The 21,750-nt window shown below is 40.9% G+C and carries 16 protein-coding genes and 3 pseudogenes; 13 read left to right on the forward strand and 6 right to left on the reverse strand.

Annotated features, from left to right (window positions below):
• Positions 1–147 precede the first annotated feature (147 nt).
• Together PL8927_RS02465 and PL8927_RS29225 are read right to left on the reverse strand one after the other, a co-directional pair.
• Positions 148–465: pseudogene (locus PL8927_RS02465) on the reverse strand (IS701 family transposase); the annotation flags it as partial.
• A pseudogene (locus tag PL8927_RS29225) lies at positions 466–558 on the reverse strand (hypothetical protein); the annotation flags it as partial.
• 258 nt (positions 559–816) lie between these two features.
• Here PL8927_RS29225 and PL8927_RS28780 point away from each other — a divergent pair.
• The 10 genes and pseudogenes from PL8927_RS28780 to PL8927_RS27905 form a co-directional block, all read left to right on the forward strand.
• On the forward strand, positions 817–942 hold the full coding sequence (locus PL8927_RS28780; protein WP_269322001.1) for a hypothetical protein: 126 nt from the start codon (positions 817–819) through the stop codon (positions 940–942).
• Positions 943–1,410: 468 nt separating this feature from the next.
• Complete coding sequence (locus PL8927_RS02470; protein ID WP_083617279.1) at positions 1,411–1,872, forward strand: ATP-dependent DNA helicase RecG; 462 nt, start codon at positions 1,411–1,413, stop codon at positions 1,870–1,872.
• A 45-nt stretch (positions 1,873–1,917) separates the two neighbouring features.
• Positions 1,918–2,529: a Uma2 family endonuclease gene (locus tag PL8927_RS02475; RefSeq protein WP_083617282.1), complete on the forward strand. Its 612-nt coding sequence runs from the start codon at positions 1,918–1,920 to the stop codon at positions 2,527–2,529.
• Between the two features lie 480 nt (positions 2,530–3,009).
• On the forward strand, positions 3,010–3,504 hold the full coding sequence (locus tag PL8927_RS02480; protein WP_083617287.1) for a hypothetical protein: 495 nt from the start codon (positions 3,010–3,012) through the stop codon (positions 3,502–3,504).
• Complete coding sequence (locus PL8927_RS02485) at positions 3,488–3,697, forward strand: hypothetical protein (protein WP_083617290.1); 210 nt, start codon at positions 3,488–3,490, stop codon at positions 3,695–3,697. The genes PL8927_RS02480 and PL8927_RS02485 overlap by 17 nt, the downstream gene beginning before the upstream one ends.
• A 3-nt stretch (positions 3,698–3,700) precedes the next feature.
• A complete protein-coding gene (locus PL8927_RS02490; protein WP_083617294.1) occupies positions 3,701–4,390 on the forward strand; it encodes a siphovirus Gp157 family protein in 690 nt (229 codons plus the stop codon).
• Between the two features lie 164 nt (positions 4,391–4,554).
• Positions 4,555–5,250: a hypothetical protein gene (locus PL8927_RS02495; protein WP_083617295.1), complete on the forward strand. Its 696-nt coding sequence runs from the start codon at positions 4,555–4,557 to the stop codon at positions 5,248–5,250.
• Positions 5,251–5,284: 34 nt separating this feature from the next.
• Positions 5,285–5,476: a hypothetical protein gene (locus PL8927_RS02500; protein ID WP_083617297.1), complete on the forward strand. Its 192-nt coding sequence runs from the start codon at positions 5,285–5,287 to the stop codon at positions 5,474–5,476.
• A gap of 8 nt (positions 5,477–5,484) precedes the next feature.
• On the forward strand, positions 5,485–5,733 hold the full coding sequence (locus PL8927_RS02505; RefSeq protein WP_083617299.1) for a hypothetical protein: 249 nt from the start codon (positions 5,485–5,487) through the stop codon (positions 5,731–5,733).
• 277 nt (positions 5,734–6,010) lie between these two features.
• Positions 6,011–6,235 (forward strand): annotated as a pseudogene (locus tag PL8927_RS27905) (IS630 family transposase); the annotation flags it as partial.
• Here the strand turns inward: PL8927_RS27905 and PL8927_RS02515 are convergent.
• From PL8927_RS02515 to PL8927_RS02530, 4 genes are read right to left on the reverse strand one after another with little or no spacing between them, the layout of a single operon-like run.
• Positions 6,155–7,447, reverse strand: coding sequence for a hypothetical protein (locus PL8927_RS02515; protein WP_083617301.1), 1,293 nt, complete (start codon positions 7,445–7,447; stop codon positions 6,155–6,157). The pseudogene PL8927_RS27905 and the gene PL8927_RS02515 overlap by 81 nt on opposite strands.
• 58 nt (positions 7,448–7,505) lie before the next feature.
• On the reverse strand, positions 7,506–8,069 hold the full coding sequence (locus PL8927_RS02520; RefSeq protein ID WP_083617303.1) for a hypothetical protein: 564 nt from the start codon (positions 8,067–8,069) through the stop codon (positions 7,506–7,508).
• Positions 8,070–8,080: 11 nt separating this feature from the next.
• A complete protein-coding gene (locus tag PL8927_RS02525) occupies positions 8,081–8,461 on the reverse strand; it encodes a hypothetical protein (RefSeq protein WP_083617305.1) in 381 nt (126 codons plus the stop codon).
• Positions 8,462–8,463: 2 nt separating this feature from the next.
• Positions 8,464–11,658, reverse strand: coding sequence for an ATP-binding protein (locus tag PL8927_RS02530; protein ID WP_083617307.1), 3,195 nt, complete (start codon positions 11,656–11,658; stop codon positions 8,464–8,466).
• Between the two features lie 868 nt (positions 11,659–12,526).
• Here PL8927_RS02530 and PL8927_RS02535 point away from each other — a divergent pair.
• The 3 genes from PL8927_RS02535 to PL8927_RS02545 all read left to right on the forward strand — a co-directional run bounded on the left by PL8927_RS02535 (position 12,527) and on the right by PL8927_RS02545 (position 21,539).
• Positions 12,527–12,727, forward strand: a complete 201-nt coding sequence (locus PL8927_RS02535; protein ID WP_083617309.1) for a hypothetical protein — start codon at positions 12,527–12,529, stop codon at positions 12,725–12,727.
• Between the two features lie 136 nt (positions 12,728–12,863).
• Positions 12,864–13,148, forward strand: a complete 285-nt coding sequence (locus PL8927_RS02540) for a hypothetical protein (RefSeq protein WP_083617310.1) — start codon at positions 12,864–12,866, stop codon at positions 13,146–13,148.
• A 324-nt stretch (positions 13,149–13,472) separates the two neighbouring features.
• Entirely contained in the window at positions 13,473–21,539 is an 8,067-nt protein-coding gene (locus PL8927_RS02545) for a LamG-like jellyroll fold domain-containing protein (RefSeq protein WP_083617311.1), read from the forward strand.
• Positions 21,540–21,750: the final 211 nt, after the last annotated feature.

Raw genomic sequence — 21,750 nt, forward strand, 5'->3', positions numbered from 1 at the left:
TACCATTTCCCGCATTACTTACGGTTCGCTCATGGCTCTCCCGTACTTATGGGGATAAGTAAAACTTATTTAAATAAACAAGCTAACAGCTTCTCTCGTACCCCTCTTCTGTCAGTCTCCGAAATCAACAAGTAATAAAAAGTAGAGTTATCCATTCGCAAAATAAGATTGAAATTGATTAATATTCTGAATTAATTTATGAAAACCCACTAATAAATGACGGTCAGGAAAAATATCTAACCACGGAACAATCAACCACAATATAATAGTAGGCTGAATCATTAAACGTAGATTATTTAAAACATTTTTCCATCCCTCTTTATGATTCCATTGTTGGTGAGTCGAGCAATCTGTATTAGTTTTTTGGCTCTCAGATTCTCTGGGACTGCATTGACTTAAAGACCGGAAAACTTCTGAGTTTAAACTAATCATTAAATACACACAGAAAATGATTTCCCACCATTTTCCGGTATGTCTCATGTAGGCAATATTAAAACAATCTGGCTCAACATATTCTAAACGGGCAGAGCGTGATTCAAAAGATGGGGAAATCGCCATTCGCCCAAATCACACTAACTACAAACAAATTGTAGTTTCCTTGAGTTACTAAAATTTATCCGTTACATATATTATTTGAACAAATGATTGGTAAACAAATCATCGGTAAAAACTTCACCAAACTGCTCAATTACCTCTTTTATAAAGAAGGTGCTTCTTTAATTGGAAGCAATATGATGGGAAAAACACCGCAGGAGTTAGCTGGGGAGTTTCGCTCTTTTCTCCATTTGAACAATCGAGTGCAAAAACCCGTTTATCATGCTGCTAGAAACCTTGTCTGCGATCGCTTTAGATCCTGATTTTAATATTAGACCAACGTTGTACTTAAGCCTGGATGTTCTATCTTCATTACCCACAGATTTTTTAATAGATATTCCCACTTAATCCAGGTATTAGAGGCTGGAACCAAATTTTAATCAATTCAGACCGAGAAATAGAAAAATTATTACCTGAAACCGATCAAACTCAGAATCTAATACAGCAAGAATTAGAGCAATGGACTCAAGGTATTAACTTAAATTAACAAATATTTCGCCTGACTTCTAACTTTTAACTCCTGATTTACTGCTATGTAGGCAGCAAACGCTGCAAAGGAATAAATTATTTTCCGACTCCTTACAAATTGTTTAAGCAGTATAGCAATCGTTGTAACCCTCCGCTTGATGATAACGAACGAGAGATGATTTGGAAAAGTGCCTGTTCTAAACCTGCTTATCCTAGTCGTAATTATTATTCGATTTTGGGCAGTATTAAGCAATGGTCAGCTTTATGAAACAGAGCAAGATGGGGGTTTTAGTTTTCTTGCTGCTAACGCAGCTACAGAAGTGCTTTTAACACCAATTCTTAAATCCCATGAATCTACATTTACCTGTTCATCATTTATCAGGATTAAGCAAAATTAATAGGCGCCTGCTCAAAAAACTGGGTATTAACACTATTTTTGACTTGTTGTTTTACTTTCCCCGTGATTATATCAAGTACCAACGAGTCAAAATATCAGAGTTAAAAATAGGTGATTCCGTTACCGTCGTTGGTAAAATAAAGAAACACGAAATTATCAGTCCGCCCAAAAATCCTCGCTTAACCATTCAGACCCTTATCGTTAGGGATAAAACGGGTAACATTGCCTGTAAACGTTTTTTTAACCATCCCTATTATCAATCTCAGCAGTGGAGAAACGAGCAAAACTCAATCTATATTCATCAAAGCATTATTGCTGTATCAGGAGTTGTTAAACCCGATCATTATTACGGTAAAGTTTTAACTTCTCCTGAAATCCGATTAATTGACCTTGATGAAGCCAGAGAACCGTAATGGACTGATACCTGATAACTGATAATTTTCTATAGGAGTTTTACAATGACTTATACCCTAGGAACACTTTTAACGTTTGAAACATTTCTAACTCAATATGGTGATAATCCCCGCTATGAACTTGCTGACGGAGAATTAGTTGAAATGGAACCAACCGGCCCCCACGAGACTGCCAGTGGTAAACTTGCCACTCAAATCGGTATTGCCATTACAACAGAAAAACTCCCTTGGTTTATTCCCCGAACTTGTTTAATTCGTCCTTTTACTGATGTCGCAACCGCCCGTCGTCCTGATATTGTGGTTTTAGATGAAACAGCACTTTCTAGTGAACCCTTATGGGAAAGAGAACCTGTTATTACGCTAGGGCGCTCTATTAAATTAGTTGTGGAAGTTGTGAGTACAAACTGGGAAACAGATTATGCCCGAAAAGTTGAAGAATATGCTCTTTTGGGAATTCCTGAATATTGGATTGTAGATTATCGGGGTTTAGGGGGTGTCGCTTTTATTGGTAAACCCAAACAACCAACTGTTACGGTTTGTCAACTGATTGACGAAGATTACACCCAGCAACAATTTCGTCTCGGTGAACCGATTATTTCTCCTCTGTTCACAAGTTTGCAACTTCGCCTAGATGATGTTCTTCCTCGTTTTAATTAAATGAAATTATATCTAACGATAGCCAAAAAGCTAGAATGCTCATGTTGAATAGTTGATTAACTAACAGGACTATTACAACACTCACGACCCAAATTACAATAACTAAATATAAATAAGAGTTAGAATAAATATGCTGTTTTTTGGGAGTTAATTGCACTTCAGAAGAAAATTCTGTCACTGAATTAGGACTGCTATTGAATACTGGTATTGCGTGATTAATGCAGAAATAGCGAATTGAATCAGGAATCAGAATAACGGGATAAAAACCTCTGGCTGAATTCATGACATTAAGAATTTCTAAATTTAATAAAAGTTATATGCTTGAAAGTTTAATCAATTCCTACCCTATAACTTATTAGCCCATAATTTAATCATCCTTAAGAATTAAATAAAACTCGACTTCCTGTTGATTTTAATAAATGATTAATGGGCTAACGCCCAAGCCCAGAGGTGAAAATAACATTTTCTGAGTTATTAACTATGTCTACAAATCAAACCCAGAGTACCCAAAGAACAACTCCTGATCCTTTGAAATCTACACGAGAAAAACTAGCCCGAAAAATTAAAACCGCATTGAAAACAACAAGCCCAGAAGAAACACTTCAAATCTGGATGTTAATCAAACAGCAAGAACTTAAGAGAACAACTCCTGGGTTATCTCAACAGCAAATAGAAAGCGTTCTGCAATCTTTAATTTTAGAGTTAGGCTATGATGTCATTGCTATGCCAACTCTACCATTGGCTGCTTCCCTAACATCAGAAATACCCATCGATACAACAAACTCCAATCCCTTAGAATCGGATGAAGAACAGGAGGATAATCAAACGGATTTGGATAACTCTGATCTTGAGGATGATGAAGAGAGTTATTCAGAAGTTTATAGAGAAAAAACTTCCTCTCGCAAACAGCGAGTTCCTGCTTTGAAAAAAGTTGAATCGTTAAGGGCTTCTAACCGAAATGGAAAACACTCCTAATAGCCCCAAAATCGATGAGGTTCCAAATTCTCCTGGTGTTGTAATCACTGATTTCTGTGATCATTCATTCGCTTCGGAACCTTTTTTAGAAAGTTGTGAACCTGATAATAATGAACTCACACCAGGAACTTTAGCGATTTTTGTCCAATTTGAAACGTTTGATGAGTATTTTCATTGTTGTGGAAAGTGGTAATTTATGTACTTAGCTAAAAATTTGTTAGCCCGATATTCAATCCAATCGGTTGAACTCTGGACTCAATTGGAAATGGCTGAAACTCCTGAACAAGAGGAGGCGATTGTTAAAGCAATTTGGGACAATCAAACAGACCAAGAAACGACTGTTGATAGTCACGCTGAATTAGCCGATCAATTAGATGCTGAAATTTGTGCAATTAAAGCTCGTTTAAAACATTTAGTTACACTGCATAATCAGGCAATTGAACGACTAGAACGGTGGCGTAGTAACCTTGATAAAACTTTACTCTATATTCACCAAATGGGGGTTGTTTCTACCAATATTGTTGGCCGATCGCGTCACATCCAACTAAAAGAAAATCCCCCAAGTTGTGAAATCTTAATCGATCCTTCTGACTTACCTAGCGAGTATCGTACAGAAAAGCTTGTTGTTGCGCCCAACAAACGTAAAATCATTGAAGACTGGAAACAAGGCATTCCTGTTGATGGCACTCGTATTGAACGGAAACTTAGAGTAGAATACGCCCTAGTCCCGTCTAATCTAACGGGTACAATTGAAGTTATTTCTAATCGTAGCACTTCCTCAACTACCCGGAATTCTGATTCAATGTCAATACCCAAAACCAAGCGGAAAGGAAAGACATTTTCTAAAAAAAATACTGAGAAGTCTAATCAAGGAATAAAAGCATAATGGTTTGATTTAAACTATCCCAAAATTACAAATGATTGTGCTTTACTGACGACAGATAGCTTTTATAATAATAGAGCTATCTGTTATTTTTTTATGTTCTATCTTTTCTGTAAAGAGGGGCTAACGCCCATCAATAGGATGATAATTAACCAATAAGCACCAAAATGAAATGGTTAAGCCCACAACGTGCCGTTGCTTCTGCTAATTTATCAATAACGAGTGAGGAGCTAATTGAATATACTCTTCAATCTGAAGAGGAAGAAACAATAGAAGAAAGATTTCAAAAAGTTGGCTTGTTATTTGATCGCGATCGCTGGCAAGCTAACAAACCTTATTTAGCTCTACTTTCTCCAGCTACTATCCAAAATGAAGTAGCTATAAAACCTTCTAATTCTGCTACAGATTCAGATTTAATTGATGGTGAAAGTTTGGCAGAGGAAGATGGAGAAAATACTGTAACTGAACCAGAAGAACTTAATAATGCACAATCTCAGCAACAGGAAGAACCTTACAATTTTGAACAATGTACCATCGAACTACATCTAACATTTAAACCTGATGATGGTCATCCAGACGGGCGGATTGTGATTATTTCAGCCAGCAGCCACGGCGACTTTCCTATTGGTGAAAAAATTAGAGCGTCAGCCTTGGGAGAATTACCCCCTCTTGTTCAAACATTATTTAAGGAACTTGTTGCTGATTTTCCAAATCGCCAAGCACGACGACAAATGGCTAATATTCGCAACCAAAAGAAACCAACTTCTAATCCCAATAAACTTAAGAATGAAACCAGTAAAACGGTTAAATCAGAAACTTCTACCCAACCCAAAGCTACTGGAACTCAACTAAGTTTATTCTAAAATTGAACCCCTTACCTAACTTTAGGAGAACCCAATGACTTCAAAAAAGAAAGTGTTAATTTCCTTTGAAGGACAACAGCATCCTGTTGATGAAGAAATAGCCAATGATGATCAGGAACTTCGTAAATTGTTAACAACTTACTACCCAGATTGTGCTAATGCAGACATTATCAGAAAGCCAGGAGAACTGATTACCATTGCTAAACGAAATGGCTCTAAAGGATGAAAATAATCATGAAAATTAGTCCCCTAGAATTTCTGATTAATGCTCCCGAAGAAGTCAATCCAGCCCTTTCTATGTGCCGAAAGCTCCAACGATTAGAGCTTGCTGGAGAACTCGATAGTACCACAATGAAAGAAATGGTAAAAACGATTGAGTTAGCAATTTCCCAAGCAACAGATGATATAAAAGCAGTTGAACAAACGAAAGAACGGCTGTTTAATAGTCAATCTGTTGCTATGGCTATTCCAACAGGGTTTTAAGATGGCTATAATTTGGAATGCTAAATTTGCTCTGCAACTGTTACGCCAATGCCAACCTATCATTGATATTGAATCAGCCATTGACTATTTATGGTCTAAACTGAACACCTATCAGCTTCTAAATCTTTACCAAGAATTGTTTCCTATTGAATGGGAAAAAAGCCAATCTGAAATTTACTCTGAAAATAACGGTCATAGTCCCAAAGAGTTGGAGTTTATTTCACTGGTAAACGAACATTTATTTCCGATTGATGACTTGATTATCGAGACTGCTTATGAAGAACGGCTGTATCAAATTACTTGTGTAAATTTTGCCCCTAATGTACCGGAACAAAATCCTGTAGAATATCTTTGGTTACAAACCAAAAATTTCGTTAGAAAATTTCATCATTTATGCTCATCTTTTAAAGTAGTTAAGTGGCTATTTGAGTTTTTTACTCTGGGTCAAATTTTTGATTTTCCCAAGCTTTTTATGTACGGGATTTTGCCACAACCTATTTAGGATTGCTATATCTGTACTTAGTAACTTTAGCATTTCCTTCTTCTCATCTTCTAACTGTTGGATCTCGCGTCGAGAGGAACGCATGGAACTATAGTTATTTCTAATACTTCTAATAGCAAAAATTAAGAATACAGCTATAGGTAATCCACTTAAAAACAAAACAATCACACCTTTTAACTGTGCTAAATAAATAATTAATAAGACTACTAATAAAATTATTATTCTCAGTAATAACTTTACTTCCTCTATCATTCCTAAACTGAGATTCCATAACTCAGACAGAGTTTCTCTCCAAGGCTGGTTTATTTTTGATTTTTGAAGTTTCCTGTAGTAATCAATTATTAATTTATGCAAATTTGATGAATACTTTTTCAAGCACTCGTTATAAAATAATATTTTGTGTTTATATTCATCTCCCTCTAAAACAATTTCTAAACTAAAATCTTCTTCGGTAGGAATTTCTAAGGTAAAGTATTGGATAGCTTGTTGCCCATTAGGATATTTGTTTTGATTAGTCTTAATTTCAGTTAATTTTTTGTCCAAAAGAGCATATTTTTCTAAAATCTTTTCTTTTTCTCGCTTAAAATCAGTAGCCCGCTTCAAAAGTTTTTTGTAAAGATGATCTATCTCTTTGTGAGTCAGGATTGATAACGGAAATTTATCAATTTTTCCTGTGCTTTTAAGTTCTTTGATAGTTTCAGAAGTTATCTCAGGAACGTCTATCAGTTTATCTGCAGGGCCGTAAATCCAGAAATTCCAAAATTCATTTTCATTGCCCGATAGAGGCGTATTATCTATTAAAATATTTAATTTGGCTTCCAATATTTTATCAGCAATATTTTTTGGTGATTCAGATAAATATTCTGAATAATCTGCCAATTCATATCCTATAGATTCAATTGTTGTTGCTGCTGCCCACCGAACCAAATCGCTTGATGACCCGGACTGTGCTAGGTGACTCAGCGTTTTTAGAAAGTCAGGGCTTTCTCTACAAGTGGATTTTGAGCCATCGTCTAGCTGACCAAGAGATAGAATACTTAAAGCTAAAATATCATTATTTTTGTTTTTTCTCATTAAGTCCAAAAATGTTAGAAACGGCGGGTCATTGCGAGTTGCCAAGCACCTGAATAGTTCCAACTTTTCGCCTGGAATCTGACAAGATTGAAAAGCAATTAAGATTTCACGTTCATTGCTGATAGAGTTATAATCCATGTTTTTATTTAGGGATAAAGGATAAAATTAGGATATTTTTAACCCTCAGTGAAAGCTACTAATTAAATAAATCAGCTACTCCATTGAGAAAATCACAACCATTACCTACAAAATCGAATATTCCATTAACATTGTCAACAAAGGTTCCTGCATTATCTATCCAATCCTCCATACTATTTGCCTTATCTTTGGCATCTTCTACTTCATTTTTTTGCTGACTAATTTGCGTCTCAAGTTGAGATTGAACCGTAAATGGAGATGGGGCACATCTAGGGATTAATGAATTTACTGCCTGCTCCATTTGGTCGATGCGTCCTTCTGTGATATTAATACGCTGATTCAAATTATTGAGCTTAGACTTCATCCGCCCAATTACTTCACGAATTTTTTGTCTACTCGTTTCTATATTCCGTTCGCTCTGTGCCTTGGCTGCTTCCAATTCCTTGATTAATTGGCTATCTGATTGAAGATAAAGTCCCGGACGACTTTTAACAAGTGTTAAAGATGCTTGTACTGCTTCCATATCTTTTTGATAAGATTCTAGCCGATTTTCTTCGGAGACAATCTCTCTAGCATCTATGCCTATCTGTTTTTCCAATTCCTGATTACTCTGGAATTCCATATCCTCAAATCCTATGAATTGCTAAGTTTAACAAACATTTCCTTTACATCGTTCATAGCCATACTGCCCAGGAAGTTTTGCATTACCTGACAATTATGGCTAATAGCTTTCAATTCTGTCACCTCTGGCTCACTGCTAAAACGAGATTGAGTGTTTGTAATCAATTCTAATAAATCAGTAAACTTTTTACTAAGTGCCTGTTGGGAGCTACTCATCGTATCTACTACTTTGAGGGGTGAATTGTCATCTTTTTCGAGTTCCACTAGCAAAGCAGGTACTAAGTTGACTTCATCAAACAATTTGAGCAAGTCCAGATAAGACTGGTTAAGTTTAAGTGCCTGGCTTGTTAGTTTATCGTAATCCAAACCTAAATTTTCAACATCTGAATGCAAGGCTATTGTCCTCCTTGTTGCATATCTTGATTTACTTTATTAATCTTTGCTTGCTCAATCGCTTGATTAAAAAACTCTTTGAGTTTTACCTCCCAATCTTTTCGCTCTTTTGCTAATTTTTCCAAGTTATCCCCCACTGAGGCATAGTTTGTTTCAGTTAGCTTTCGCCACTCTACCTGAATTATACCAAAGTTTTCTTTCACAACGGCTGCTTGCTCTGGTTGTCCCAAAAATTCCGCTAAAGTAGCTACCCGCTGCTCGATGGCTCCTAGCAGACGACTTACCTGCTGCCATTGTTTGTTTTGCTTGTCACCCAGAATGCGATTGTAGGCAGTCGTCACTTCCTGGTACTGATGGTCAAAGGTGGTCAGTTGGGCGAGAAGGTGCGATCTCAATTCCAACAACTCTCTCAAGCTGAGATGGCTAACATACCGCAACTTCTTAAAACTGCGGGGATTGCGAGGATCGATTCCGCGAAGTGCAGACCGGATTTCTTGTGGGTCTTGATTGAGAGTTAACTGTAATTCTCCAACTAGACGGTCAAATATTTCTCGTGTCAACTCTACAAATAATATCTCTAAATGAGGGGACTTTTGAATAACTTTTTGCAGTTGCTTGTCCACTAACTCAATCACCGTTTTTCGATAATCTTCGCAGAAATATTTATGTTCGCTGATAGCTGTATTGAGTAAAGTTTCCATTCCTTTACGATACCAATTTTGTTGCTTAATGTGTCTAATAATGTTGCTACTGGTGACGGATTCTTCGATCCCTAACCGCACTTTTGCACTATTTTCATAGGGAATTTTTACGACATTGGGGCGATACCAGCCCTCCATATATATAAAAGATTCACCCGGAGTAAGACGGGCGATTTCTTCAATTTGAGATTGTTCTAATAGCATCGCTTGACCAATATCTTTACGGTCATCTAACGAGACTAATCTATGAGCAATTTTGATGTTTGTATTCTTCACTACCTCAGCAGCTACACCTGTTGGAAGTTGATCGGCAATAATAATTCCTTCTCGTAGTGCTCTCATTTCTGCCAGCATTCGAGTGATGTAATTTGCTGCTTCCTGCTTTGTATTAGCTTCTTCAGGAGAATTTATTCCTAAATTACGTCCGACAAGATTATGAGCTTCTTCTAACAAAATAATATGCTCTGGCAAGCCGGGCCCGGAAGTCCGGTTTGGATTGCGCTTGATATATTCTCGAATCTTAGTCAACAAAAAGAAAGTCATCAAATTAGCTTGATCTTGATTGAGATAATCCAATTCTAAAATTGTTGGATATTTCAACAATTCAGCAATTGTAGGACTGCTACGCTGGGTGTTTAACATAGCACCAACACCCCGGCGCAGCAAACTACCAATCCTAACCTCTAAAGCTGCTTTGAGATTAGATTTTACCTCACCCACATAGTCTTTAGTTTCAAATAAAGCTGTAATTTTATTATATAAATCCCGCATTGTTGGAATCGCTCTATTAGTAGGTGTTCCCTCTTCAATACCAGTCCATTCCTTGTCATAATAAATTTCTTCCAAAGACTCCGAAAGTAAAGCTGGCAAAGGGCCAAAAAGTGGCAAAGCTCCTCGAAAACTTGCTTCTAAGTTGGCAATATGCTCAAAGAAAGGTACACCAGCCGAAACTTCAAAAGGATTAAATTGGAAAGGAGAAATCAGATCATTTCCCAAGGTATAAACTCGCAATTCTTGGGTCAATATTTTTAAACTATCCTTTTCTTCCTGAGAAAATGATTGACAGTGCTTTCGCTGTTCGGAAGTCAGAATTTCATAATTAAAATGATTCGGATTTATATTTAAAAGGGAGCGATACTCAGTTTTTGCAGGTTCAAATACTAAAAATGGAATATTATGAAACCATAATTGTGTGAGTAAATTAAAGGCAGTTGTTGTTTTGCCACTGCCAGGAACACCGCAAATAAAAGCGTGTTTATTTAATTGCTCTAGTTCAATTGGAATTTTATTTTCTGGTCGAGTAATCTCATAGCCACCAAAATCAATCCATTGCTTTTGCGGATCTACGCTAGTAATATCGTTTTCTTGACCAATTCCAGAGACAGGAGCCTCACTAGGAACTACAATGCGGAACAACCCACTAATTTCGTTAAAAGTAGTATAACGGTGGAGAGGTTCTAAATCTTTCATCAACACCCGGTCTCTGCTCCTTGCTACATCTCGATGACCAAACTCTGATTCTCTCAATTTATCCCATTCTTCCCACTGAACTGATGTTGACAGTTGACCCATTTGTGTAGCGGTGAGACTATCTTCAAATGCGGGATGCTCACAGTTTAATACTACAGTTCGGTAGCGACTTTTTTTAGTGCCACTTAGGAGCAAAGTTCCCAATACACAGCGAATGGCAAGCTCATCTTCTCCTAGCACTTTAAAACTATACTGATAGAGGCTTTCTGTTAAGTAAGAAGATTGATATTTTTCGTAAATACGAGAAACAATCTGCATATTTTTATTAGTATCACTCGAACTACTTGAGTTAAAAATACTGGAATCTTTTAGTAGTTTCAACAATTGACTGATTGCGTTAATCCAACCTGATTTTTCTTGTAGTGATGTGTGATCCGGTTGTAGAGTAATTTCTAGCATCAAGCGCCGATTAAAACTGGCAATGGACTGACATACTACTAACATATCATTACTATCTTCTGTTTCCCACTGTAAAGGAACATAGCATCCCTTGATTAACTGCTTTATTTTTGAATTTTCACTTTTTTCTTCATAGTAATTTGGCTCATTGATAAGAATTTCTTCATACTTAATAGCTTCAGCTATATGAGTTACCCAGGTAAGATTTTTAATGGGAGTAGCTTGCTCTGGCTTTAAAATTTCTGCTACTTGATAAAAATTACTGAGAAATCCTTGGCTGAAAATTTTCGTTATGTCTGTCTTCAATTGTTCATTTTGTTCAACTTCAGATGATTGACTAACTACCAGATAAATACCTAAGCGTTTGTCAAAGCTAGAATTAGGTGTATATAAATAGCGAATAGAAAATGTAAGTTTGTAAACACGACCGATCTCACTCAGCAGAAGCAAAAAGTCTTTTTGACTGCTCAGGACTTTCTGCCTGATACCTTGCCCATATAAGGAAATATACTTCTGTGATCTGAGATCAGGAAGTTGGTGGATTTGAAAGATCCATAAGGGAAACATCAAGGATACTCCAAGTTTTAAGTACCTACACAAAATTACTTGCACTTCTGTCTACTAAAGTTACTTATTACTGATGAGAATATATCAGTAATAAGCATTAAAAGGGCGGCTACCGCCGCCGGAACGAACCAAATACCCAACCTTTTTGTTTTTGTCAGCCCTACGCTTAAACCCTATCTATATAAGTAGGATCAGCCTGAATTCGCTCATCGAAATCCATATTCTCCCATTCTCCAATAATCCTCCTCGGTCTGTCCATTAAATCCGCCTGAGTGCTAATGGAACGCACGAATGAGTATTTATCTTCATCTTATGACTCAATCGTCAACTCTACCAGCCCGGTATCTTCCTCCTCTTCAAATAGAACCTGACTAACTAGCGATCGCATCAACCTCAAGTCCCATTTCAACCCCCTCAAAAACACTACCAATGGTCAACACCTGACCAGGTTTAAACCTGTTAACGCTTAGATAGCCCCATCATACCTTTTCAACAATTCCAACTCTAACCCTTCAATGATTAGGAGAAATCAACTCATGGTCACTACAACTGTTACTGAAGAAGGACTCAAAATTCCTGTCTTTTACTTCACTCATTAGCTGATTCTGAAGGCAATCAACCCCAACTTATTTTAGATCGTTCCAGCATCAAAGGTATTAACAAAAAACAACTGAAATATCTGATTCCTTGTGGTGATTATGAGTTACCGAAAGCCATCCTGGGTAATCGCAAAAACAGTCAAATTGGCATCACCCAAACAAGCTGGCAATCTACCGGAGTTTGGTTTGATGAAGAAGCTCAAAGACAAGACTTAGTAACCGCCGCTAAAGCCGAAGCTCAACGACTCGCAACCTTGCAACGTGATCCGATGAAATTGCGCCAAGCGATGATTGAAGATCATGACCGACGGGAAGCTTTTCTAGCTCGTTTGAATGAAAGAAAACTTCAAGAACAACAGGATAAACTTCCTAGAAATTGTGATGATGAAATCACAGTTGATCATGAAGATAATTCTGAAGAGCAAAAGCGGGAAAGACAAGATATTCAGATGCTAAAAGCTGATCAATAGCAATGGCTTTACCTTGTGAAGATTTACCCAGAGGTATTGTTTGCGCCAACCATCTCGAACAAGGAGTCCGAACTCTGGAGAAGATGAAAAGCTATTTCTTAAACAGCAAAAGCGGTTCATCTCGGCTTTGAGTATTATGGAAGAATACGAAGTTGATTACCAGAAAAATTCCTTACGGGGTAAAGATGCCAAAGAAGTTAAAGAGAAAACGGGTTTAAACCCCGATACTTTACTAGAAAAAGTTGATGAATGGTGCGAAAAACACAAAAGCCGCACTTACTTTTTCCAGTATAAAGGAGATGACCGACTTTATAAACAATTTGCCATGCCCGCCGATTTTCCTGATCGTTATTTATTGCTTGGGTTTCATAAATTAATTCAGAATATTAATCAATTTCAATCTTATTTTCCCAATGGATAACTCTACTTTTTATTACTTGTTGGTTTCGGAGACTGACAGAAGAGGGTTATTTTCTAATTTTACTTCTAGGAGACTGACAGAAGAGGGGTAATTGTTAAATATTTTGTATAAAAATCAATTTATTGTTACAATCTAACTTTAATCAAAAAATGTTGTAATCTGAAGATTGTGATGAATCGCCCTGTTCATGATATTGCTTTAGGATGTCGCTGACTCCGAAAGTCAAGCTGAATATCTACGTTGTTTAATAGTATAGCCTGAAAAAATTTGGGGCAGCTTCACAGCTTAACTCTCGTAATTTTTCATGGAATTGAGAACTTCAATATGTTAGAAAGCTTCATCAAAACCTACGCACCAGAAAGTCTTGATAAAAACTACAAACACACAGCCATGCTATCTCATGGAGGTGTCGTAGTTGCCTTTGCACTAGATTCAAGCCAGCAGTTTTGGTATACCGTATTGGATCTAGAAAATAACGACATTCAAAGTCCACTTGATGTTAACTATTGGTTTAAAGAACCCGTCCCGATCAATTTTCCCAAAGAAATTACCCAAGTTGGCTACAGTATAGCGGGGAATCAAACGATACCCGACCCCACAGAACAACTGTTAACCGACGGCACCAAAGAAGTTAAACCCGACAAGGACAAAACCCTCGAAGAGCGATTTCTAGCTTCTACCGCACGCCTCACGGCGGATGCTCCGTTTCAGGTGATGTCCGACGGTCAATTTGTTTATCTGATTCGTCAGGCAATTGAAGGGAACCATCCGCGTAATGTTAAAGTCGGTGACGTGCCGATTGTGAATCGCACTTTGTTGGTTGATCGCTTTGTGTTTGTCGGTACCGAGTTAAAACCTAAGTTAGAAGTCCGTTACCAACGCAGCCGCCACAAAGATCGTCCTTTGAATCGTAAAGATAGCCTATCGAGCAAAGATTTAGAAAATCAACCCTTTTATGAACCGACCCAAGAACTGGATATGGTTCGGAACTTAACGGAAGGTCGTTTCTCAGTGGTGCTGCTGCCAACTGCCATTCCCAATATCAAACGCTGGCAGATTTTCGCCCATAATAGCAGCACTGGATTAATTGATTCCTTCAACATTGAGCGCTCCAAAGACGGGTTATTTAATCCTCGTGGCACTCAGTTTTATACCTGTAGTAGCCACCCAGAAGTCTTCGAGTATACTCCAGGTAAATGTCCAGAATGTTCCAGTGACTTGATTCCGAAAACAACCAAAGAAGGCTTTGCCGAATCCGCTTTAGTGTTCAATGGTACGGATACTTGGGTCGAAACCCGCTTAAACGATTTGTCAGGTTCAGCCTTAACCATTGAGTATTGGTTCAAGGGACAATCCTTACAGTCTGCCGTCCGACAACAGGATGGGAGCAATTATATTATGGCGGGTTGGCAGGGGAAACATATTCTCTCTAACGATGGCGGAACTGACAACGGAATTGCAGTTGGACAACTCGCTACAGATGGAAATTGGCATCATATTGCCATGACCTGGAAACAGGATAGTGAGAATGGGTTTATTAGCTATCTTGACGGCCGAGTTGTGGCTCAAAGAAAGAGTGCCAATACTCCCTTACCCAAAATCAACGCTCAGGTCTTGCTTGGTGCCTACTATGGCCAAGAATTGACCAACGGTGTAATTGATGAAATCCGCATCTGGAACCGAGCCAGAAGCCGAGGCGAAATTAAAGCAGATCTCAACCGTCGGCTAGTCGGCAATGAAGATGGGTTAGTCGCTTACTGGCGCTTGGATGAAGGATGTGGCAATATTGTTCATGATCAAACCGATAACGGCTTCCACGGCACAATCCAAGGCACAAGCCTTTGGGTGAACTCTGATGCACCGATTGGGGATAACCCTGGAGTCACCCGCAGCAGCTTTGAAATTCATCAACGAACGATTGCCGGAGGATTATCGGCGCTCCTCTATTATCAGCAGGAAAATATTAAAAGCGGCTACAGCAACGAGCCAAAACCCCTCAAGAAAAGCGCTCGGATGATGCTGGCTGCCCCCACTCGCCAAGCTAGCGAAGATAAAAACTGTATTGCCATCCTGGATTTTGCCGTGTCCCGTGAAGGCAAATTGGCTCTCATTCCCGATACAGTGGCACTCCCCGTCTTGGGCAACACCGGGGCAGCCTGTTCCATCAACGATGCCCTGGATCGCCGTAGTAGTCTGGAAGTTGAACTGGGTAACTTGAATCGCAAGATTAATGATTTAACCAACCGCATCGCCCAACTCAATGCACAGATGCTTGCGAACCAAGAAGATTGGGTGAATTTAGTTGCCTATTTTCTGTTTGACGAAATCAAAACCGAAGGCTCAACCCGAAAAATTTTAGACCGAGCAGGCAACAATCACGGCATCGTCATGGGAGCCTCCTTAGAGAAAGATCTAACGTTGCCAATTTCGGGCCTAGACATCCTGGAGCGTCCAGCCAACTGTATACGATTTGATGGGGTCGATGATTATATCCAACTCTCCCAACCTCTCCCTATTTTCTCCAGTTCATTTACCGTTTCGATGTGGCTCAAAGTCCCCCTGAATTCGGATCGGGGTATTTTGCTGGGAGACTATCAAATTCCCAGTGGCTTGAATATCAACTTTGAAGTGCGCCACGGACTCTTAAGGCTTTACTGGGGCGCGAGTCCAGACTTAGTGGGAACCCGAAATATCCGAGACAATCAATGGCACTATATTAGCTTTGTCAGAGATCGGGAAAGCAAGAAGGTTTATACCTATATTGACGGGGTTGTCGATATTAATTATACGGGGGAAATTGGCAACGCACGGGCTGTAATTCCCCACAGAATCGGTCGTGATAGTCGGCAGGACATCACGAATTTTGAAGGGTTAATGGCAGAACTTTGTATCTGGAAGGTAGCTCGTACTCCCGATGAAATTCGGGCAGATATGTATCAGCGTCATGGGGACGCAGCCCAAGCCAGTTTACTCAAACAGTTGAGTGAGTGTCAACAGGAACTCAACGAAACCCAAATCCAACGCGCCCAAAAACTCACAGAGTTAGCGGTAGTTCGTGATGCACAATTCGGCGAAGTCCGAGTGCCGATGGAACTGCTGCATATTGATCGCTTTGGCTTAACGGTGACGGGCGGTTTGCTCAGTTTTGCCTACACCAACAATAGCCCAACTTTGTTTGACAGTGCGATCGGCAAATTAGGTTTGTATTTTGTTGGGGCTGCCAACGACCAGTTTTTTGCTGCCTATTTTGATACCCTCACCGAGCGTGTTGTTCATCGCTTACCCGCAGAAGTTGGGCAACTGATCTTAATTGCTCGAAACACGGATGGAGCAATGGATAGCACAACCATCACCGTTGAAAATGGTAGCACCGATGACACTTGCCAACTGACTTTTAGCAACGATGAAATTCAGTTGACCGAAACATGGCCGGATTTGCCACGGAATGTTCAAACCCTCGCGCAAATCTTGAATGGTAATGCCTTGCCTCCAGTCATTGCCCCAGTCTCCGATTCTCCAACGGATGGTGATGCGCCACCTATCCCCAACACATCCATCTATTATGACTATGCCCAAGTTATTCTGAATCCATCCGACAAGAGCGCTGCCAAAGGTTCGCTATTCTTTGCAGTGAGTATGGGCAATGCTAGTGGCGTCATTCAAAACACAGAAACCCCGATTAACTTAGGGGAGATGAAAACCCGTGTTAATGAGTGGGTTGCAGATTCTCAAGGCAATGCCCTCTACTTTGACGGTCAAACAACGTTAGCCAGCAAAACCAGCACCACAGAGCTTGAGCGTTTCGATGCTCCTAGTAACGTGACAGTCGAAACCTGGGCGAAACCAGAGACTGTGAGTAATAACCAAAGCGTTCGCCTGATTAACCATCATTCACCCCGTTCGCGCTACTTTTTAGGATTGAAAGGGGTTTCTCCTGGCTCGGCTCTGGTGTTTAATGGTCAAGATACCTCGGTAGAAACGGGCTTGACGGATCTCTCCGGTTCAGCCTTAACGATTGAATATTGGTTCAAGGGAAAAACCTTACAATCTGCCGTTCGGCAACAGGAAGGAACGAATCTCATTGCGTCGGGCGCGAACTGTAGTCAACCGATTGAGCCTGCGAATCAAACGAATTGTCTACAATTTGATGGGGTCAATGATTATATCCAACTCTCCAAACCTCTCTCGATTTTCTCCAGTTCATTTACCGTTTCTTTATGGCTGAAAGTTCCCCTCAATTCGGATCGGGCTATCTTGCTGGGAGACTATCAAATTCCTAATGGCTTAAATATCAACTTTGAAGTGCGTGACGGACTTTTAAGGCTCTACTGGGGTGCAAATCCAGACTTGGTAGGAACCCGAAATATCCGAGACAATCAATGGCACTATATTAGCTTTGTCAGAGATCGGGCAAATAATAAAGTTTACACCTATATTGATGGTGTAATTGACATCAATTATTCAGGCGCGATCGCTGATCGGCAGGCTGTAATTGCTCACCGAATTGGTCGTGATAGTCGGCAGGATATTACCACTTTTGAGGGTAAAATGGCGGAACTTTCCATCTGGAATGTGGCGCGCACCCAACCCGAAATTCAAGCCGATATGTATAAACGCTTCACAGGTACGGAGACAAATTTAGTTGCATATTGGCCGTTGAATGCCATTCAAACGGAAGGCTCCGTTCTCAAAGTTGTAGACTTGGTAAACAATAATTTTGGTACGGTACTCAATGGCGCGATCGCTGTTAAAGATACTCTTCCCACACCGCCGAACCTGAGTAAAGATGCGTTTCATATTCTTTCCAATGATGGCGGCATCCCGAATAGCCTTGCGGTTAAGCAAAAGGTGATAGATGGACAATGGCATCATGTTGCTATGACTTGGCAGCAGAATACTGTAAATGGCTTTGTCAGCTACCTAGACGGCGAGATTGTGAGTCAGCGAAATAGCAGCAACACGCCGCTACCCAAAATGAATGCTAAGGTGCTGTTGGGTACTGCATTTGGCACAACGGAATTTCTTGAAGGTGCTTTGGCTGAAGTCCGGATTTGGAAAGTGGCTCGTACCCCGACTGAGATTAAAAATGATATGCGCCGCCCCATCCGACGAGCAGAACCGGGCTTAGTCGGCTGTTGGAGCTTAATGAATGGTGATCTGCAAGATTATTCCGGCAACAGCTATCATGGCGTCTTGCGGGGGAATAGCAGCAGCACCGATTATCCCCTAGAAGCTGCGGTTTTGGTAGCTGGAGTCAATGAACAACTGATCCAGACGGAAAATTATTTCTTTATCCATGAGTGGACTCATCTGGCAGGTGCGTTCCGCCAATCTTTTGCCCTTCAGTTTGATGGCAAAGACGATCATCTCAATGCTGGCACAGCAGAGGATCTCAACTTAACCCAAGATTTAACGATTGAAGCCTTTTTGCGGGTTACGGAGTTAGGTCAGGAACGGGGTATCCTCACAAAAGGACGGCTAGATGATGGGGGAGATCAGAATGTTCCCTATTCCTTGTCTGTCGGCCCAAATGGTCAACTGATTTTTGCCTTTGAAAAAACAGACTACACCAAGGAGAAGTGCGAATCGGATCGTTTTCTAGCTACGGGTCAATTCTATAAAATCGCCGTGACTCGTGCCCAAGGCACGGACAAACAGGAAAATAAAGTCAAAAAAGTGATTGGCGGTCAAGAAATGGAAGTCACCGAGTCGGTTACGGTGAACCAATGGCAAGAAATTCGCTTTTTCATCAACGGTCAGGCGGCTGGGATGAAGCGATATGAGGATATTACACCCGGAACCACTGATCAACCTTTGGAAATTGGTAAAGCTTACCGGGATGGGGGTGTGGCAACGTTCTTCAAAGGAACGATCAGCGAGGTGCGCCTGTGGAATAAAGCTCGGGGTATCAGTGACTTAGGCAAAGCTCTCAAGGGTTCTGAAAGTGGGCTGGCGGCCTGGTGGCGCTTTGAGGAAAATGCTGGTAATACAGCCTTTGATTCTAAGGGCAGTAACCACGCCAACCGCATCGGCGCTCGCTGGGTGAAAAACCCTGATCCACAAGGTTCTAGCTTTACCCTCTACATGAATGGGGTTTCCCAAAAAACGCGAGTTGCTGAGGGTGTACTGAAATGGGGAGATCAGAATTTCACCTTGGGGGGATACCGAGAAAACAACGTTCAGCAACACTTGTTTAAAGGCAGCTTAGAAGAAACTCGCATCTGGAAAACAACCCGAACCCAAGAGCAAATTCAGGATAATCTGTTCCGGCGCGTGTTGGGCGATCGCAAAGATCTTTTAGCTTACTATCAGTTTGATGCAGATGCCGAAGACCGACTGCCGGATTGTTCCGGTCGAGCGAATCACCTCATCGTTACAAACGCAGATTGGCAGATTTCTAATGCCCCGGTCAGCTACGAAACGCCCCAAGTTCGCAGTGCCTTGGCAGGAGTCCGAACCACCTTCCAGGGGCAAATTCACAGCCGTCCGGCAATTCAGGAATATGGTGACACCCAATATAACAGCGACAACGAGTTAATCGGGGTGATGAAACGCTGCTATTCCTACATTAAAGATGGCGAATGGCAGTTGATTACGGGCTTTAAAATTGGCAATATCATTACCGAATGGATCGGTCAAGCTCAGTATGATCCCCAAATTGTGGGATTTATTGAAGGGGCGCCACCTGTACCCAGCGAGAACTGTACGATGGATGCTCAGGATGACTATGCTGGTGGCTCGTTGGTGGAAATTGTGGAAGCGGACAACGTGCAGTATACCCTATCTGCCTCCAAAGAAGGCACGTTAGATGCGGCGTTCAAAATGGCAGCTAGCGTTGGGGGCGGCACAGGAACTTATACGGTAATTGCGCCGTTTGGGGGAGGCATCGCCCAGGAAGTCACGGAAATTGACTTTGAAGCCAAGCTCGAAGGCAGTATGGAAACCAGCAATGGTTGGTCTGGTGAAAGCAGCGTCAGTTCTGGCAAAAACGTCTCCAAGAACACCAAAGTTAAGGCGCTGGGCTGTTGGGAAAGTGATCATCATGTTCTGAACACTGCCATTGGTCAACGCTTTGTCTTCAACAACACGGGGTTTGCCCTGGTGCAGTCCGACACGGCAGATATTTTTGCCCTGCGGATGGAACATAACAATGTGTTGATTGCCTTCCGGTTTCAACCGAATCCTGATATTCCTAAAGATTGGAACCTGATTCCGTTCCAGATGAATCCGCGCTATGTCTGCCAAGGCACGTTAGATGGTCGCGTTGGCATGGATGACAATGGCAATGTCTATGATCCCAACTACAAAAACGCCCGTGACTACGGGGAATATAGCTACTTTAAACCGAAGGAAGCCTATTCTCTGAAGAATCGGATTCGCCAGGAAGAAGAGGAACTGAAGACCTACTATGAAAACTTCAGCACCTCGCCATTAGATGCGGATCGAGCGGGTAAAGGGGCTGCCATTGGAGCGGGTATTGGTGCGATCGCAGGGCCGTTAGGGGCTGTTGCTGGTGCTGCTGTGGGTGGCTTGATTGGCGGGTTAACAGGCGATAAGCGCTTGCCAGAAAAATTAGCTAAACGTAACCTGGTTAATACCTACGTTTGGACGGCAGAGGGTGGCTTCTTTGCCGAAACAACGGAGTTAACGGACTCCATGAGTGAAACCGTTGGCGGTTCCTTCTCGTTGAAGGGTTCTGCTACGGGTGGTTTTGGCACGGATATCGAGATCTTTGGTGTGGGTGTGAAGCTGGAGATGGAAGCTGCGATTGGAGGCAGTTTGAACCTCACCAAGAGCAAAACCCGAGACTCGGAAAAATCCTTTAGCCTCAATGTTGAGTTGGAAGTACCCGACAACATCCAAAAATATGTCGATAGCAAGCCGATTTATGACCAAAACGGCAAACCTGTTTTACAAGCGGGTAAAGTGGATGCCTATCGCTTCATGACATTTTATCTGGAGCCGAGTGTGCAGAACTTTGACACGTTTGTCAACAAAGTGGTTGATCCGATTTGGTTAGAGGAAAGTAAGCATCCTAATGCGGCTGCTATTCGGAATGCTCTTAAGACCCAACAAAAGGCGAAAAAAGATACGGAAAAAAGCATCCCTTGGCGGGTAATGCACCGTGTCACCTTTGTCAGTCGGGTTCTGCCTGAAATTCCGGTGGATAAAACCCCGCAAACCCCTGAAGAAACCCTCAAAGCCGCTGATATCGATAGCAACTACGAACTGATTAAGCGCCTGGAACCGTTTGTCAGCGATAAGCTGGATGATTATGTACAGTTTACGGATGCTGTGCGGAATGCCATTGATGCCTATATTCCTGAGTTGAAACCTGCTAAGGATTACATTGTGGAATATATGTGTCAGTATTATCAGGTGTTTGATTGATGAAGAGATAGCAGACAATAGTAAGGCGTTTGAGTAGCAACTGATACTGACCCAAATTGCTGAGTTAGAACCAAGAAGGGTTCAAGCATTTTTGCTTAAACCCTTCTTAATTAGGTCTGACCTCTACAGGCAAACTACTATAGCGCTACGCGAAAGGGAACAGGGAACAGGGAACAGGGAACAGTAAGAAGTGAAAGGGTTTCAAGATTTA

Source organism: Planktothrix serta PCC 8927 (genome assembly GCF_900010725.2).
Taxonomy (GTDB): Bacteria; Cyanobacteriota; Cyanobacteriia; order Cyanobacteriales; family Microcoleaceae; genus Planktothrix; species Planktothrix serta.

Coding starts and splice junctions, on each gene's coding strand:
- PL8927_RS02505 (WP_083617299.1), top strand. CDS start 5,485: ATGAAAATTAGTCCCCTAGAATTTCTGATTAATGCTCCCGAAGAAGTC.
- PL8927_RS02470 (WP_083617279.1), top strand. CDS start 1,411: ATGAATCTACATTTACCTGTTCATCATTTATCAGGATTAAGCAAAATT.
- PL8927_RS02475 (WP_083617282.1), top strand. CDS start 1,918: ATGACTTATACCCTAGGAACACTTTTAACGTTTGAAACATTTCTAACT.
- PL8927_RS28780 (WP_269322001.1), top strand. CDS start 817: ATGCTGCTAGAAACCTTGTCTGCGATCGCTTTAGATCCTGATTTTAAT.
- PL8927_RS02545 (WP_083617311.1), top strand. CDS start 13,473: ATGTTAGAAAGCTTCATCAAAACCTACGCACCAGAAAGTCTTGATAAA.
- PL8927_RS02515 (WP_083617301.1), bottom strand. CDS start 7,447: ATGGATTATAACTCTATCAGCAATGAACGTGAAATCTTAATTGCTTTT.
- PL8927_RS02530 (WP_083617307.1), bottom strand. CDS start 11,658: ATGTTTCCCTTATGGATCTTTCAAATCCACCAACTTCCTGATCTCAGA.
- PL8927_RS02490 (WP_083617294.1), top strand. CDS start 3,701: ATGTACTTAGCTAAAAATTTGTTAGCCCGATATTCAATCCAATCGGTT.
- PL8927_RS02535 (WP_083617309.1), top strand. CDS start 12,527: ATGAAATTGCGCCAAGCGATGATTGAAGATCATGACCGACGGGAAGCT.
- PL8927_RS02520 (WP_083617303.1), bottom strand. CDS start 8,069: ATGGAATTCCAGAGTAATCAGGAATTGGAAAAACAGATAGGCATAGAT.
- PL8927_RS02480 (WP_083617287.1), top strand. CDS start 3,010: ATGTCTACAAATCAAACCCAGAGTACCCAAAGAACAACTCCTGATCCT.
- PL8927_RS02500 (WP_083617297.1), top strand. CDS start 5,285: ATGACTTCAAAAAAGAAAGTGTTAATTTCCTTTGAAGGACAACAGCAT.
- PL8927_RS02540 (WP_083617310.1), top strand. CDS start 12,864: ATGGAAGAATACGAAGTTGATTACCAGAAAAATTCCTTACGGGGTAAA.
- PL8927_RS02485 (WP_083617290.1), top strand. CDS start 3,488: ATGGAAAACACTCCTAATAGCCCCAAAATCGATGAGGTTCCAAATTCT.
- PL8927_RS02495 (WP_083617295.1), top strand. CDS start 4,555: ATGAAATGGTTAAGCCCACAACGTGCCGTTGCTTCTGCTAATTTATCA.